Origin of the sequence: Streptomyces sp. 3N207, from assembly GCF_052246355.1 — a bacterium.
Lineage (GTDB): Bacteria > Actinomycetota > Actinomycetes > Streptomycetales > Streptomycetaceae > Streptomyces.
In genome coordinates, this window is record NZ_JBQQBV010000012.1 from 125,133 (window position 1) to 139,970 (window position 14,838).

The window sequence follows — 14,838 nt, forward strand, 5'->3', positions numbered from 1 at the left end:
TTCCATCGAGTGACGACGCTCGCTTACGGCTGACGCCCGCCAGGGCCCCAACTATGGTGCCCCACAAGCGCCGTGTGGCTGCCGCTGGGCGGTGTACGGCCTGCTCGCGCGCGGTTTGTGGACTGTTCGCCGAGCTGTCTCGAACCGTCCGTCGACTGGCGCAGCGCGCATTGCGGTGTCGGAGCGCGGTGACACAGTGGGTGGAAGCCGGAGAGCCCGGCTTGCGGTCTGAAAGGTGCGGGGGTGAGACGTGAGCGGTTCCGGTGGACCCGGCCCCGGCCGGCGGACGGTAGCGCGCTCCGCGCGCGCCCACGCGCTCGCCGTGCTTCGGGTGCGCAGTACGGCGCTCGCCCTGGCGCTGCTCCCGGCCGCCGCCGCGGTCATCCTGTGGGTGGGGCGTACGACGGGACAGTTCGGCCCCGGCCCCGGCTGGGAGGCGGCCCGCTGGTCGGTCACCGGTCTCGCCGTCGCCGCTCTGGCCTGCGCCGCTGTCGCCGGGCTCGTCATCGCCCGGGGCCGCCCGGCCGTCTCGCCGACGGTGCCCGTCGAGGAGCGCGCGGCCCCCGATCTGCACGCCCTGGTGCGTGACCTCGCCGACCGGCTGGAGGTCCCCGCGCCCTCGGCCATCGCGCTGACCCCGGACTGCGACAGCTGGCTGGAAGACCGTACGCACTTCCGCGCGGACACCGGCGAGGGCGGAGTACGCGGCGCGGCCCCCGTCCTGGTCATCGGCTCACCGTTCCTGTGGTGGATGCGCGTTGCCGAACTGCGCGCCCTGCTCGCCCCCGTGGTCGCGGGCACCGGCCCCTCGGCCCATCCCGACATAGCGGCGGCGCGGCGTTTCGTACGCGGGCTGGACGCGGCTGTCGCCAACGCCGAGCGGCCTCCGGCCCCGGCCGGAGGGCCCGGCCACACCTCGGCCTGGGGGCCCGGACCGCCGGGGCCGCTCGCCTCGCCGGGTGGGTCCGGACTGCTCGGGCGTGCCGTCTGCGCCGGTGCGGCTGTGCTGCGCAGGGCGGTGCACCGGCTGGTGGGGCCGGTCGCCCGGCTGATGCTCCGGACGGCGGGCCCGTACGCCGCGGCGATGGAGCAGGGCGTCGCCGCTGCCGCCGCCGACCGCGCCCAGGCCGTCGACCACGCGATGCGGGCCGCGGCCCAGGAACAGGTCGGTCTCGCCTATGCCGGTTGGGACCGGCTGCTGACGCGGGTGGCGCTGCCCGCCTGGCGGCTCGGCCTGTGGCCCACCCGGCTGGACGCCGGGGTGGTCTCGGCGCTGACCGAGCTGTCCCACCGCGACCGGCTCGCGGAGGGCTTCACCTCGCGGCTCGGCGAACGTCCCGCCTGCGATCTGCTGAAGGAGCCGGGCACCGTGGACGGCGCGGTCTCGCTGCTCGCGGCCCGTCTCTTCCTGGGGCCCCGCCCACCGCTGCCCATGACGGCCGGACCGCAGGAGGCGGCGCCGGAGTGGACGCCGGTGGAGTGGTCCGCGTATCCGGAGGAGGTCGTCGACCGCATCTGGCGCGCCGAAGCGGCCCGCCTCTTCGCCGCGCTGGACACCGTCGGCTCCCCGTCGCCGGGCGCAGCCGGCGCATCCCGCCCCGCCGAGAGCGCCAACTCCCCGCTGGCCGTCGGCCACCCGGTCCCGGCGCCCGTCGTCGGCGCCGCCTCGCCGCCCCCCGAGGGCAACAGACGCCCACTCCGCGAGAGCAACAGCCTTCCGCCCCACGAGAGCAACAGCCTTCCGCCCCACGACGCCGACAGGCTTCCAGCCCACGACGGCGACAGGCTTCCAGCCCACGACGGCGACGGACCGTCCCCCACCGGCAGCGACAGATCGCTGCCCGTCGATGATGCCGATCATGAGCTGGTGGGGCCGACGTTGGCCCGCGTGCTGGACGGATTCGCATCGCCGGGCGGGATCGACGCGCTGGCCGCGCGTATCAGCGCCGAGGTGGCGCGTGCGGGGGCGGCGAGCGCCCCCGGTGTCATCGGTGCGAGCCCCGGCGCAGGGCCGCTGCCGGGTGCGGGGAGTACACACCTCGCGCCCCTGGCCCCCATGGGGCTGCCGCTCCAGCCGCCGCGCGGCGGCAAGGAGTTGCTGGCCGATCACATCACCGCGGCTGTCTGCTGCGCGGCCGTCGACACGGCGGGGGCAGCACCCGGGCTGGACTGGCTGGACGGCCCGGCGCTGTACGTCGACGGCCGGCGAACCAGCGAATTGTCCGCACTGGTGCTCGCACTCGTCGAGGACGGCGAGACGACGGGGCTGCGCGACTGGCTGGCGGCGGTCGGCGTCCGGCCGGAGAAGCCCGTTCGGCTCGTCTGAAGATCATCTCCAGCCATTTAGCGACGAAGGGTGACCACACCCTTGCGTAATGTGATGTGCTGTCTGCCGTCACACCCGCGGCACAGCGGCAGCGCGGAGCGAGGGTGCCGGGGAGGGAGCAGCGATGGGAACCGAGCGGACCGGGCAGCCCGTACGCGAAGCCGAGCGGACGGAGCGGCTCGCGACGGCCGAGCAGCCCGTACATACCGCAAGCGAGACGGCCGAGGCGATCCGGCGATGGGAGTCGGGAGCACTGGCCCACGCCGTGACCGATCCCTTCGGTCAGGGCCCGTTGCCGTGGCTGCGGGTGAGTGAGAACTATTTCGAGAACGGGCGCCTCGTCCCCTGGTACGTCGACTGCGTCGACCAGGCACCCGGCCAGACCTCCCACACCCCCGAACTGGTGCGGGAACTGGCGGGCGGCGGCCAGACCGTTCCCAAGCCCCGCACCCGGGGCCTGTCCAGCAGCGCTCCGCCCACCGCGGACGATGTGCGCTGCCAGATCAAGGGCTTCGCGTCCGGGGCCGGCGGCACCCCGCCCGGCGAGTCCATCGACTTCCGGATCACCGTCAACCCGCCGCAGCCCTTCAGCGTCGACGTCTACCGCATCGGTCACTACGGTGGCGCGGGCGCCACCAAGATCACCACCAGTCCGCGGCTGTCCGGCATCATGCAGCCCGCACCGCTGACCGCGGACCGCACCGTCTCCTGCCACCACTGGTGGCTCTCCTGGCGGCTGCAGATCCCCGACTACTGGTCCACCGGCGCTTATGTCGCCGTCCTGACCACCGCCGACGGCCACCGCTCCCACATCCCCTTCACCGTCCGCGACCGCGATCCCGCCGACCTGCTGCTCGTCCTCCCCGATGTGACGTGGCAGGCGTACAACCTCTTCCCCGAGGACGGCCGCACCGGCGCCAGCCTCTATCACGCCTGGGACGACCAGGGGCTGCTGCTCGGTGAGAGCGAGGCGGCGATGACCGTCTCCTTCGACCGCCCCTATGCCGGCTCGGGGCTTCCCCTGCATGTGGGTCACGCCTACGACTTCATCCGCTGGGCCGAGCGGTACGGCTACGACCTGGCCTACGCCGACACCCGCGATCTGCACGCCGGGCACATCGATCCCACCCGCTACCGGGGGCTGGTCTTCCCCGGCCACGACGAGTACTGGTCCGTGCCCATGCGCCGGGCAGTCGAGCGCGCCCGGGACAACGGCACCGCGCTGGTCTTCCTCTCCGCCAACACCATGTACTGGCAGGTCGAACTGGACGCGCTGCCCTCCGGCGCCCCAGACCGGCTGTTGACCTGCCGAAAACGGCGTGGGCCCGGGCGCCCCGCACTCTGGCGTGAGCAGGGCGAACCCGAGCAGGCGCTGCTGGGCATCCAGTACGCCGGCCAGGTCGCCGAGCCCTATCCGCTGATCGTCCGCAACGCTGACCACTGGCTGTGGGAGGCCACCGGCGCGTACGAGGGGGACGAGTTGCCCGGCCTCGTCGCGGGCGAGGCGGACCGCTACTTCCCGCGCACCGCGCTGCCGGAGCACTCCTCCCGGATCCTGCTGGCGCACTCGCCCTACCGCGACCGCGGCGGCGCCAAGCGCCACCAGGAGACCTCCCTCTACCGCGCCCCCTCAGGCGCCCTGGTCTTCTCCTCCGGCACCTTCGCCTGGTCCCCGGCCCTGGACCGCCCCGGCTACGTCGACTCCCGCGTGCAGCGCGCCACCAGCAATTTGTTGGACCGCATCTGTAAGCGGGACTAGGGCCTGTCCGGCCCTCTCCGTTCCGGCCAGGGGGTGCCCCTGACCGACGCTTGCGGGCTGCGGCTTGCCTTGTGGTTGTCGCGCAGTTCCCCGCGCCCCTTACGGGGCGCCCCCTGCGGCGCCGACGGGCATGGCCCAGGACCCGCCAGGACCGGACGACGCCGGGCAAGCGTTGGGCGGGCGGGTGAAACCGTCGCGGCGAGAACCCCCACGGCGGGCACCGCTGACCACCTCCCTCAGCTGACAAGGAAGAATCAGGGCACCCGAACTCAGTCGGCTGCCCCCCGGGAGGAAGAACGTGACGGGATTCGTCGAAAAACCCGAGCCCGCCCAGGTCCCTGACCTGGTGCACCTGCATACGGGCAAGGTGCGCGACCTCTACCGGAACCAGGACGGCGACCTGGTGATGGTCGCCAGCGACCGGATGTCCGCGTACGACTGGGTGCTGCCGACCGAGATCCCGGACAAGGGCCGCATCCTCACCCGTCTCTCCCTGTGGTGGTTCGAGCAGCTGGCGGACCTGCTGCCCAATCACGTCCTCGGCACCGACGTGCCCGCCGGCGCCCCCGCCGACTGGGAGGGCCGCACGACGATCTGCCGCTCCCTGAGCATGGTGCCCGTCGAGTGCGTGGCCCGCGGCTACCTCGCGGGGTCGGGGCTGGCCGAGTACGAGGAGTCCCGCACCGTCTGCGGGCTCGCCCTCCCCGACGGCCTGGTGAACGGCTCCGAGCTGCCCGGCTCGATCTTCACCCCCGCCACCAAGGCGGCCGTGGGCGAGCACGACGAGAACGTCGCCTATGAGGAGGTCGCCCGCGAAGTCGGCCCCGAGACCGCCGCCGAACTGCGCCAGGCCACCCTCGCCGCGTACGACCGGGCCCGCGACATCGCCCGGGAGCGCGGCATCATCCTGGCCGACACCAAGTTCGAGTTCGGCTGGGACCAGGGCGGCAACGCAGCGGGCGGCGAGCCGGTGCTCACCCTCGCCGACGAGGTGCTCACCCCCGACTCGTCCCGCTTCTGGCCCGCCGACCAGTGGCAGCCGGGCCGCTCCCAGCCCTCGTTCGACAAGCAGTACGTACGCGACTGGCTGACCTCCCCCGAGTCCGGCTGGGACCGCACCTCCGAGCAGCCGCCGCCTGCTCTCCCCGCCGAGGTCGTCGAAGCCACCCGCGCCCGTTACGTCGAGGCGTACGAACGCCTCACCGGCGTCCCCTGGAGCTGACGGTCCGCACACGACAACGGCCCCGGTCACCGGACCGGGGCCGTTCAACCACAACGTTGTTCTGCTCGACCGAGCGGACGACGAGGCTCGAACTCGCGACCTCAACCTTGGCAAGGTTGCGCTCTACCAACTGAGCTACGTCCGCATGCCCACCCTCGGCCCTGACGGGCCGCCGTGGCGCGGGGCCCAGTATAGCCGGACCCTTCCCGGGCCGGGACCGCGTCAGATCCAGCCCCGCTCGCGTGCCATCCGGACCGCCGTGTGCCGGTTCTCGGCGCCCAGCTTGGCGGCGGCGGCCGAGAGGTAGTTGCGGACGGTGCCCTGGGTCAGCGAGGCGCGCTTGGCGATCTCCGCGACCGGCGCCCCGTCCCCGGCCAGCTCCAGCAGCTCGGCCTCGCGTGCGGACAGCGGCGAGTCCCCCGCGCTGATGGCGTCGGCCGCCAGCTCGGGGTCCACATAGCGGTTGCCGCCGTGGACGGTGCGGATGATCTCCGCGAGCTGCTCGGCCGACGCCGTCTTGGGCACAAAGCCACGCACGCCCACCGCCAGCGCCCGTTTCAGATGGCCGGGCCTGCCATGGCTGGTGACGATCATCGTCCGGCACCCCGGCACCGACTCCCGCAGCGTGGCCGCGACCCGTACCCCGTCGGCACCCGGCATCTGGAGGTCGAGCACGGCCACGTCCGGATGGTGCGCCCGCGCCATGGCCAGCGCCTCGGGCCCCGAGGCCGCCTCGGCGACGATGGCCAGATCGTCCTCCAGCGCCAGCAGGGCGGCCAGCGCTCCCCGGATCAGATGCTCGTCGTCGGCCAGCAGCACCCGGATGACACCTTCGCCCCGCGCCGCTCCCTCGTCACTCACAGCCCTCTCCTCCCACCTGACCCGCCACCTCACCGACGGCGGCTGCTTCGCCGACGGCGGCCAGCGGGACCTCGGCGCGCAGCCGGTAGACCTGCGCGGTCTCGTCGCGTTCCCCCGTCAGCGTGCCGTCGAGGGCGGCCAGCCGCTCGCTCAGACCGGTGAGACCGGAGCCGCCCCGCTGCGGCCTCGGCCGCAGCCCGTCGTTCTCCATCACCAGTACCGCGGTGCCCGCCGCGCCGGTTGTGAGGCGGATCGCGCAGTGGCTCGCCTCCGCGTGCCGCAGCACATTGGTGGCCCCCTCGCGGACGACCCAGCCCAGCGCCGACTGCACTTCCCGCGCCATCCCGAGCTCCGCGGACTCGATACGGCAGTCCACTCCGGCGGCCCGCAGCACCGAGCGGGCCCCGGCGAGTTCGGTCTCCAGCCCCGCCTCGCGGTAGCCGCGGACCAGGGCGCGCACCTCGGTCTGCGACTGGCGAGCCAGCTGCTGCACCTCCTCCAACTGCTCGACGACCGACTCGGCACCCCGCCGGGCCAGCTGGGTTGCCAGCTCGCTCTTGAGCGCGATGACCGACAGATTGCGGCCCATCACATCGTGCAGGTCACGGCTGAAGCGCAGCCGCTCCTCCGCGACGGCGAGCCGCGATTGGGCCTCCTTCGCCCCGTCGAGCTCCCGCATCACGGCGATGTACCAGGCCGAGCAGCGCGGTGTGAAGATCCCGACCAGCCCGCCCAGCGCCAGCACGATCAGGGTGCCCAGCAGGGTCGGCCACGCCATGCCCGCCACGGCGAACGCACCGGTGACGAGCGCGCAGCCACCGGCTGCCACGGCCGCCGACCGACGCGGCGGCACGGTGAGTCCGTACAGCCCCGCCAGACCCGGGACGCCGGCGAACAGCGCCATCGCGGGACCCACGGTGTCGCCCACCCAACCGCGTGCGACCAGCACCGTGACCAGGGCCGTACTGAGGGCGAACGCCACCAGCCCGGCGGCCAGCGGGCGGCGCGGGGCCTCGCCGGTCCCCAGATAGTGGCCGACCCCCTGCCGCAGACCGCGCACCGCTGTCACGCACTGGACGAACCCCAGCGCCACCACGATGCCGGCCAGCGTCAGCGGCAGCCGCTGGGGCGTCACCTGGACGAGGAACTGCGGCATGCCGCTGGTGAAGTAGATCCACGGTGTGAGCAGCAGCATCCAGTGCGTCGAGACCTCGACCTGCTCCAGCTGGCTGCGCCGCTGCCAGTTCCGCCGCTTCTGCCGTCCCCAGCGGATCATCGGTGATCGCCCCCCTCCTCGTCTCGCTTACGGCACACCGTATGCGGCATCCGCCACAGCCCGACCCCGCAGCCGGTCAGCGGCGGGGCTCCCACCGGAACCGCTTGCGCACCGCGTATCCGCCAACGGCCGTCCAGCCCACCGCCACCGCGAGCGCCCGCAGCGTCTCCGGCCCGCTGAGCTGTTCCGTCCAGCCGCTCCGCAGCAGGTCCATGACCGGTGTCATCGGGAGCCAGCGGCAGATCTCGGCGATCCGGTCGGGGTAGATCTCCAGGGGGACGAACACCCCGGATCCGGCGAACGTCGCCAGCATCAGCGGCATCGGCGTGAGCTGCGCCAGCTCGGTGGTCCGGGTGAACGCGGCCGAGGCAGCGGCCAGCGTCGCCATCAGCAACAGGCCGAGCACCAGCCCTGCCACCAGCAGGTCCGGCCGCGCCGGTGCCCCCACGTCCAGCAGCAGCGCCCCGCCCCCCAGCAGCAGCACCGACTGGACGATGCCGATGGTGACCGACGGCAGCGCCGCGGCGCCCAGGATCTCCAGATCGTCCGCCTCCCCGGTGCGCAGCCGCTTGAGCACCAATTCCTCGCGGCGGCCCACATAGACCCCGACGAGGTTGCTGTAGACGGCGAACAGCAGCACCATCCCCACGGTCCCCGGAAGCACGGCGGTGCCCACCGAGAGCCCGGTGCCGGACAGATCCGCCTGCTCGACGGTGGACTTGAGGGAGAAGGTCATCACGGTCGGCAGCAACAGCGCGACGAACAGCGCCGACCTGTTACGTATCAGCAGCGTCAGTTCCGCCCGGGCCAGCGCCGCCACCCGCCGCGCCGACAGCCTGCTCGCCGAGCCTTTACGCGCGCTGCGCGCCGTTGCCGCCCCCTGGCCCGTGGTCGTCGTCCCGCTCATGCCTGAACCCCCGTCACCGCTCGCTCGTCTTCCCGGCCCGGCCGGTTGCCCGCCTGGGCGATCTCCAAGAACGCCTCCTCCAAGGAGGCCGACCTCGCCTGGAGGCTCTCCAGCGCGACGCCGGACTCCCGTGCCCACAGCAGCAGTTCGGTCAGCGCCTGCTGGAGCTCGTGCGTCCTGACCGTCACCACCCGGCCGTCCACCGCGGCCGGAACGCCCAGCGGCAGCCGCTCGGGCGAGAACCCGGCCGGCAGCCGGAAGGTGATCCGCGAGGGCCTGGCGGCCACCACCTGTTCCGGGGTTCCCGACGCCACGATCCGCCCGGCCTGCATGATCGCCAGCCGGTCGGCAAGCTGCTCGGCCTCCTCCAGATAGTGGGTGGTCAGCAGCACCGTCGTGCCCTCGGCGCGCAGCTCGCGCACCAACTCGGCGGTGTCCCGGCGCCCTTCGGGGTCCATGCCCGTCGTCGGCTCGTCCAGGAAGAGCACCTCGGGCCGCCCGATCAGCGCCAGCGCCAGATCCAGCCGCCGCCGCTCGCCCCCGGACAGCTGCTTGACCCGTACGCCGGTCCGGCCGCCCAGTCCGACAAGTTCGAGCGCCTCCCGCGGAGGCCGGGCCTCACTGGTGACGCCCGCCCACATCGTCGCCGTCTCGAGGACGGTCAGTTCGGAGGGGAAGCCGCCCTCCTGGAGCATCACGCCGGTACGCGGCCGTACGAAGGACCGCTCGCTGAACGGGTCGAACCCCAGCACCCGTACGACTCCCGCACTCGGCCGCGCCAGCCCTTCCAGCACCTCCACCGTGGAGGTCTTGCCCGCCCCGTTGGTGCCCAGCAGCGCGAAGATCTCCCCCTCGCGTACGGAGAACGAGACGTCCCGCACCGCCTCGAATCCATCGCCGCCCGCACCGGCCTCGGCCGCATAGCGGCGTTTCAGTCCCTCGACCTCTATCGCGTCCATGCCTCCAGGCTTCCGCCGGCCAGGGCGCGAGGGGAGTGCGGGCAGTCATGGGTGCGGATGACAAACGTCATCGGGCCTGAGGTTCGGTGGGCATCGGCGCGCACAGCTCAGTTTGGAAGGGCGGTGCGGAGGCGTTTCGTGCGCCCCGGGAGAGGTGGTGCGCCCGGGCTGGAGAGGGTGGTACGCGCAGGGGTCCACGCGAAAGGGCCCCGGTCCGAAGACCGGGGCCCTTCACTGGTGAACCGAGCGGACGACGAGGCTCGAACTCGCGACCTCAACCTTGGCAAGGTTGCGCTCTACCAACTGAGCTACGTCCGCATTGCCTCCACCCGGCTTTCACCGAGTGGCGCGACCAATACTCTACCTGATCGTTTCCGATCGGCGGTCCGTACTGGAGAGCGGGTGACAGGAATCGCACACTGCGCCTCCCTCTTGGAAAGAGGGCGCTCTACTACTGAGCTACACCCGCACGCTTGCTTGAGGTCCTCCCTTTCGGGGGCTCCCTCGCGGCGTGCCTTGACTCTATCCGATCACCCGGGGCCTCTGGCAAGTCGAGCCCCGGCGACGACCGTTCCGGCCCGCCGAGCTGTGCCGGGGCGCCCCTCCCGCTGTCCCGGGGCGCCCCCTCTCTCTGATGCAGTCGGCGTCCGCCGCAATCAGCTCGCGGCGCGGAACGCCTCGTACACCTTCTTCGGGATGCGCCCCCGCGCGGGCACGTCGAAGCCGTTGGACTCCGCCCAAGCGCGCACCGCACGCGGATCGGGGTCGATCGAGGTGCGGCGGTACGTCTTGCCGGACCGCGCCCGCTTGCGGCCGGCCTCCACGAAGGGGGCCAGCTCGGTGCGGAGCCGCTTCGCGTTGTCGGAGTTCAGATCGATCTCGTAGGTCTTGCCGTCGAGGCCGAAGGAGACCGTCTCCGCCGCTTCTCCGCCATCGATGTCGTCGGAGAGCATCACTACTACGCGCTGGGCCACGGATATCGGTCCTTCCTCAGGATCACGAAAGGGGGTCACCCGGCATTACGACGTCGTCGGCAAGTCCCCGCCGATCGGCGGGTATGCGGGGCGAACCCGAGTAGGAAACAGGTTCTTATTCAACTATGTGCTGCACACCGGCACCGGAGTGCAAAGGGCGCACAAGGATTGTGGCCACGGAATTGATTCCGGATCCGGCCGCAATCTGGACCCTACTTTTTTCCCGCCGGTTTTCCCAGTGCTTCGCGAAGTCCCACCAGGATCGGCACACAACGCGGTACGCATATCAACGCGCGTAGATTCTGATGCCGGGTACGCTGGCCAGCGCAGCGCCCCGCTAAGCACTAGGAGTACCTGTGGCTCGCGTCGTCGTCGACGTCATGCTGAAGCCGGAGATCCTCGACCCCCAGGGACAGGCGGTGCAGCGTGCACTGCCCCGCCTGGGTTTCGAGGGCATCTCCGATGTCCGCCAGGGCAAGCGCTTCGAGCTCGAAGTGGAGGGTCCCGTCGACGGTGACACCCTCGCCCGCATACACGAACTCGCCGAGACGTTTCTCGCCAACACCGTGATCGAGAACTTCACCGTGCGCGTCCAGGACGCGGACGGGAACGAACACCCCGTCGAGGCGGGCCCGGATGCGGCATCCGAAGGAGCAGTGGCGTGACCACCCGTATCGGCGTCGTCACATTTCCCGGTTCCCTGGACGACAGCGACGCACGGCGCGCCATCCGTATCGCGGGCGGACAACCCGTCGCGCTCTGGCACCGTGACAAGGATCTGCGCAAGCACCAGGTCGACGCGGTCGTGCTGCCGGGCGGATTCTCCTACGGCGACTATCTGCGGTGCGGCGCAATTGCCCGGTTCTCTCCCATCATGGAGACGGTTGTCGAACAGGCGAAGGCCGGAATGCCGGTGCTCGGCATCTGCAACGGTTTCCAGGTCCTGTGTGAAACCCATCTCCTCCCCGGCGCGTTGACCCGCAACGACCATCTCCACTTCCTCTGCCGCGACCAGCGGCTCCGGGTCGAGAACGACACCACTGTCTGGACGTCGGACTACGAGCGCGGCCAGGAGATCGTCGTTCCGCTCAAGAACGGCGAGGGCGGCTACGTCGCCGACGAGCGCACTTTGGACGAGCTGGAGGGGGAGGGCCGCGTCGTCTTCCGCTACCTCGACGGCAACCCCAACGGTTCGCGCCGCGACATCGCCGGAATCACCAACGAGGCCGGGAACGTGGTCGGCCTCATGCCGCATCCCGAGCACGCCGTCGAGGCCCTGACCGGGCCGACGACCGACGGGCTCGGTTTCTTCACCTCGGCCCTGAAGAAGCTGGTCGCCTCATGAGTCCCCAGAGCCACAGCCACAGCCACACCCTGGACACCGTCAAGCACGCCGAACAGACCCCCGACACCGAACTTCCCTGGAAGGAACTCGGCCTCAAGGAGGACGAGTACGCCCGGGTACGGGAGATCCTCGGCCGCCGTCCCACCGGCGCCGAGCTGGCCATGTACTCGGTGATGTGGTCCGAGCACTGCTCCTACAAGAGCAGCAAGGTGCATCTGCGGCAGTTCGGCGAGAAGGCCCCGACCGAGGGGCCGGGCGCCGAGGCGATGCTCGTCGGCATCGGCGAGCAGGCCGGTGTGGTGGACGTCGGCCAGGGCTATGCGGTCACGTTCAAGGTCGAGTCGCACAACCACCCCTCGTACGTCGAGCCGTACCAGGGCGCGGCCACCGGCATCGGCGGCATCGTCCGCGACATCATCGCCATGGGTGCCCGCCCGGTCGCGGTGATGGACCCGCTGCGGTTCGGCGCCGCCGACCACCCCGACACCAAGCGGGTGCTGCCCGGCGTCGTCGCCGGTATCGGCGGTTACGGCAACTGCCTGGGGCTGCCCAATATCGGCGGCGAGGTCGTCTTCGACCCCTGCTACCAGGGAAACCCGCTGGTCAACGCGCTCTGCGTGGGTGTGATGAAGCACGAGGACATCCACCTGGCGAAAGCCGCGGGCACCGGCAACAAGGTCATCCTCTACGGCGCTCGGACCGGCGGCGACGGCATCGGCGGCGCCTCCATCCTGGCGTCGGAGACCTTCGACGATGCGAAGCCGTCCAAGCGCCCCGCCGTCCAGGTCGGTGACCCCTTCCAGGAGAAGCTGCTCATCGAGTGCACCCTGGAGGCGTTCCACGCCGACCTCGTCGTCGGCATCCAGGACCTGGGCGCTGCGGGGCTGTCCTGCGCCACCAGCGAGCTGGCCTCCAACGGCTCCGGCGGGATGCAGGTCGAGCTGGACACCGTGCCGCTGCGCGATTCCTCGCTCTCCCCCGAGGAGATCCTGATGAGCGAGTCGCAGGAGCGGATGTGCGCGGTCGTCGAGCCCGGCAAGGTGGACCGCTTCCTGGAGATCTGCGAGAAGTGGGAGGTCACCGCCACCGTCGTCGGTGAGGTCACCGACGGCGACCGGCTGGAGATCTTCTGGCACGGCGAGAAGATCGTCGACGTCGACCCCCGTACGGTCGCGCACGAGGGCCCCGTCTACGAGCGCCCCTACGCCCGCCCCGACTGGCAGGACGCGCTCCAGGCCGACGACCCGGCCAAGCTGCCCCGCCCGGCGAACGGCGAGGAGCTGCGGGCCGCCGCGCTCGCGCTGGTCTCCTCCCCGAACCAGGCCGCCAAGTCCTGGATCACCGACCAGTACGACCGCTACGTCCTCGGCGACACCGTGCTCGCGCAGCCCGAGGACAGCGGCATGATCCGTATCGACGCGGAGACGGGCCTGGGCGTCGCCGTCGCCACCGACGGCAACGGGCGCTACGCCAAGCTCGACCCGTACGAGGGAGCGCGGCTGGCGCTCGCGGAGTCGTACCGCAATGTGGCCGCAACCGGTGCGCGCCCGCTGGCCGTCACCGACTGCCTCAACTTCGGCTCCCCCGAGGACCCGGCGGCCATGTGGCAGTTCGCCGAGGCGTGCCGCGGCCTCGCCGACGCCTGCAAGGAGCTGGGCACCCCCGTCACCGGCGGCAACGTCTCGCTGTATAACCAGACCGGCGAGGCCGCCATCCACCCCACTCCGGTGGTCGGCGTGCTCGGCGTCATCGACGACGTCACCCGGCGCACCCCGATGGCGTTCCGCGACGAGGGTCAGCTGGTCTATCTCCTCGGCGACACGGAGGAGGAGTTCGGCGGCTCGGCATGGTCCCAGATCGCCCACGACCACCTGGGCGGCCGGCCGCCCAAGGTCGATCTGGAGCGGGAGCGGCTGCTCGCGGAGATCCTCATCGCCGCATCGCGGGACGGCATGGCCGACGCGGCGCACGACATCTCCGACGGCGGCGTCGCCCAGGCCCTCGCGGAGTCCTGTCTCAAGGGCGGCAAGGGCGCCCGGATCGTCGTACCCGACGGGCTCGACCCCTTCGTCTTCCTCTTCTCGGAGTCGCAGGGCCGGGCGCTGGTGGCCATCCCGCGCAGCGAGGAGGTGCGGTTCACCGACATGTGCGCCGCACGCGGGATGCCCGCGGCGCGGATCGGTGTCGTGGACGGGGCAGCGCTGGAGATCCAGGGCCAGTTCTCCCTCCCGCTGGAGGAGCTGCGCCGCCACCACGAGGCGACGATTCCCCAGCTGTTCGGCTGAGCTGCCCCGGCCCCTGCCCCCGGAGAAGGCCCGGGGGCAGGGGCCTTCTCCCGGCCTTCTCCCCCCAAAGGGCGCTCGGCGGCTAATCTCACGCGTATGCCGCCCGCTCGACGCACCACCCCCTCTGGAAGAGACCGGCGTACGTACGACCCGACCCGCATCCGCACCGCGCTCATCAATCAGGTCGAGGCCGTGGCCGACGCCGCGCACCGCCTCACGCCCGCGCAGCACGCCCTCCCGTCCGGGCTGCCCGGATGGGACGTGCACCATCTGCTCGTACATATCGCCCGGCAGATCGACGCCGTGCCCCGCTTCCTGGCCCGCCCGGAGACGGAGGTGACGAGCAGGGCGCCGCAGGTTTCCCTCGCCCGCTGGGCCGTCTCGACCGCGACCCTCGCCGAGGAACTGGACGCGGACACCCGCAAGGACGCGGAGTCCTCCCCCGACAGTCCGGCCCGTATCGACCAGGCCGTCGCCGACCTGGAGCCGGTCATCGAGTCGGCCGTACGAGAGGACCTGCTGATCCCGCACGACTTCGGTGCGATGCGGATGCTCGACTTCACCGTGACCCGGTTGGTCGAGCTGGTGGTGCACAGCGACGACCTGGCGCGGGCCACGGGCGTGCGCGTGGCGCTCGACCGGCAGGCGACGGCAGCCACCGTGCGGCTGCTCGCCGACGCGCTGGCGGCCAAGGCTCCCGGTGCCTCCGTCGAGGTGCGGATCCCGCCGTTCGCCGTCGTCCAGGCCGTCGAGGGCCCCCGGCACACCCGCGGCACCCCGCCGAACGTGGTGGAGACCGACCCGCTCACCTGGATCCGACTGGCCACGGGCCGCACGACCTGGGCCGAAGCGCTGGCCACCCCCCACCTCACCGCCAGCGGTGCCCGCGCCGATCTGTCCCAGGTGCTGCCCGTACTGGGCTGA

The 14,838-nt window shown here is 71.8% G+C and carries 12 protein-coding genes and 3 tRNA genes; 7 read left to right on the forward strand and 8 right to left on the reverse strand.

Annotated features, from left to right (window positions below):
* Nucleotides 1-250 precede the first annotated feature (250 nt).
* The 3 genes from ACTWP9_RS20095 to ACTWP9_RS20105 all read left to right on the forward strand — a co-directional run bounded on the left by ACTWP9_RS20095 (nt 251) and on the right by ACTWP9_RS20105 (nt 5,307).
* Nucleotides 251-2,326 (forward strand): hypothetical protein, encoded by a 2,076-nt coding sequence (locus ACTWP9_RS20095; RefSeq protein WP_443247611.1) that lies wholly within the window; start codon nt 251-253, stop codon nt 2,324-2,326.
* Between the two features lie 124 nt (nt 2,327-2,450).
* Nucleotides 2,451-4,085 (forward strand): N,N-dimethylformamidase beta subunit family domain-containing protein, encoded by a 1,635-nt coding sequence (locus ACTWP9_RS20100; RefSeq protein ID WP_443247612.1) that lies wholly within the window; start codon nt 2,451-2,453, stop codon nt 4,083-4,085.
* A 298-nt stretch (nt 4,086-4,383) separates the two neighbouring features.
* On the forward strand, nt 4,384-5,307 hold the full coding sequence (locus ACTWP9_RS20105) for a phosphoribosylaminoimidazolesuccinocarboxamide synthase (protein ID WP_443247613.1): 924 nt from the start codon (nt 4,384-4,386) through the stop codon (nt 5,305-5,307).
* 72 nt (nt 5,308-5,379) lie between these two features.
* Here ACTWP9_RS20105 and ACTWP9_RS20110 read toward each other — a convergent pair.
* From ACTWP9_RS20110 to ACTWP9_RS20145, 8 genes are all read right to left on the reverse strand, one after another.
* A tRNA-Gly gene (locus tag ACTWP9_RS20110) sits at nt 5,380-5,452 on the reverse strand.
* Nucleotides 5,453-5,529: 77 nt separating this feature from the next.
* The gene (locus tag ACTWP9_RS20115) at nt 5,530-6,126 is read right to left on the reverse strand and encodes a response regulator transcription factor (RefSeq protein WP_443247702.1); all 597 of its coding nucleotides are present in this window, start codon (nt 6,124-6,126) and stop codon (nt 5,530-5,532) included.
* Between the two features lie 34 nt (nt 6,127-6,160).
* On the reverse strand, nt 6,161-7,444 hold the full coding sequence (locus tag ACTWP9_RS20120) for a sensor histidine kinase (protein WP_443247614.1): 1,284 nt from the start codon (nt 7,442-7,444) through the stop codon (nt 6,161-6,163).
* Nucleotides 7,445-7,520: 76 nt separating this feature from the next.
* Nucleotides 7,521-8,351, reverse strand: a complete 831-nt coding sequence (locus ACTWP9_RS20125; protein ID WP_443247615.1) for an ABC transporter permease — start codon at nt 8,349-8,351, stop codon at nt 7,521-7,523.
* Nucleotides 8,348-9,310, reverse strand: a complete 963-nt coding sequence (locus ACTWP9_RS20130; RefSeq protein WP_443247616.1) for an ABC transporter ATP-binding protein — start codon at nt 9,308-9,310, stop codon at nt 8,348-8,350. The genes ACTWP9_RS20125 and ACTWP9_RS20130 overlap by 4 nt, the downstream gene beginning before the upstream one ends.
* 245 nt (nt 9,311-9,555) lie before the next feature.
* Nucleotides 9,556-9,628 (reverse strand) — tRNA-Gly (locus tag ACTWP9_RS20135).
* 79 nt (nt 9,629-9,707) lie between these two features.
* Nucleotides 9,708-9,779, reverse strand: a tRNA-Gly gene (locus ACTWP9_RS20140).
* Between the two features lie 187 nt (nt 9,780-9,966).
* Nucleotides 9,967-10,284, reverse strand: coding sequence for a histone-like nucleoid-structuring protein Lsr2 (locus tag ACTWP9_RS20145; RefSeq protein ID WP_443247617.1), 318 nt, complete (start codon nt 10,282-10,284; stop codon nt 9,967-9,969).
* A 356-nt stretch (nt 10,285-10,640) separates the two neighbouring features.
* Between ACTWP9_RS20145 and purS the strand changes: the two genes are divergently transcribed.
* The 4 genes from purS (at nt 10,641) to ACTWP9_RS20165 (ending at nt 14,838) form a co-directional block, all read left to right on the forward strand.
* A complete protein-coding gene (gene purS / locus ACTWP9_RS20150) occupies nt 10,641-10,949 on the forward strand; it encodes a phosphoribosylformylglycinamidine synthase subunit PurS (RefSeq protein WP_443247618.1) in 309 nt (102 codons plus the stop codon).
* Complete coding sequence (gene purQ / locus ACTWP9_RS20155; RefSeq protein ID WP_443247619.1) at nt 10,946-11,629, forward strand: phosphoribosylformylglycinamidine synthase subunit PurQ; 684 nt, start codon at nt 10,946-10,948, stop codon at nt 11,627-11,629. Before purS ends, purQ begins: the two co-directional genes overlap by 4 nt.
* The gene (purL, locus tag ACTWP9_RS20160; RefSeq protein WP_443247620.1) at nt 11,626-13,914 is read left to right on the forward strand and encodes a phosphoribosylformylglycinamidine synthase subunit PurL; all 2,289 of its coding nucleotides are present in this window, start codon (nt 11,626-11,628) and stop codon (nt 13,912-13,914) included. The genes purQ and purL overlap by 4 nt, the downstream gene beginning before the upstream one ends.
* 96 nt (nt 13,915-14,010) lie before the next feature.
* Nucleotides 14,011-14,838 (forward strand): sterol carrier family protein, encoded by an 828-nt coding sequence (locus tag ACTWP9_RS20165; RefSeq protein ID WP_443247621.1) that lies wholly within the window; start codon nt 14,011-14,013, stop codon nt 14,836-14,838.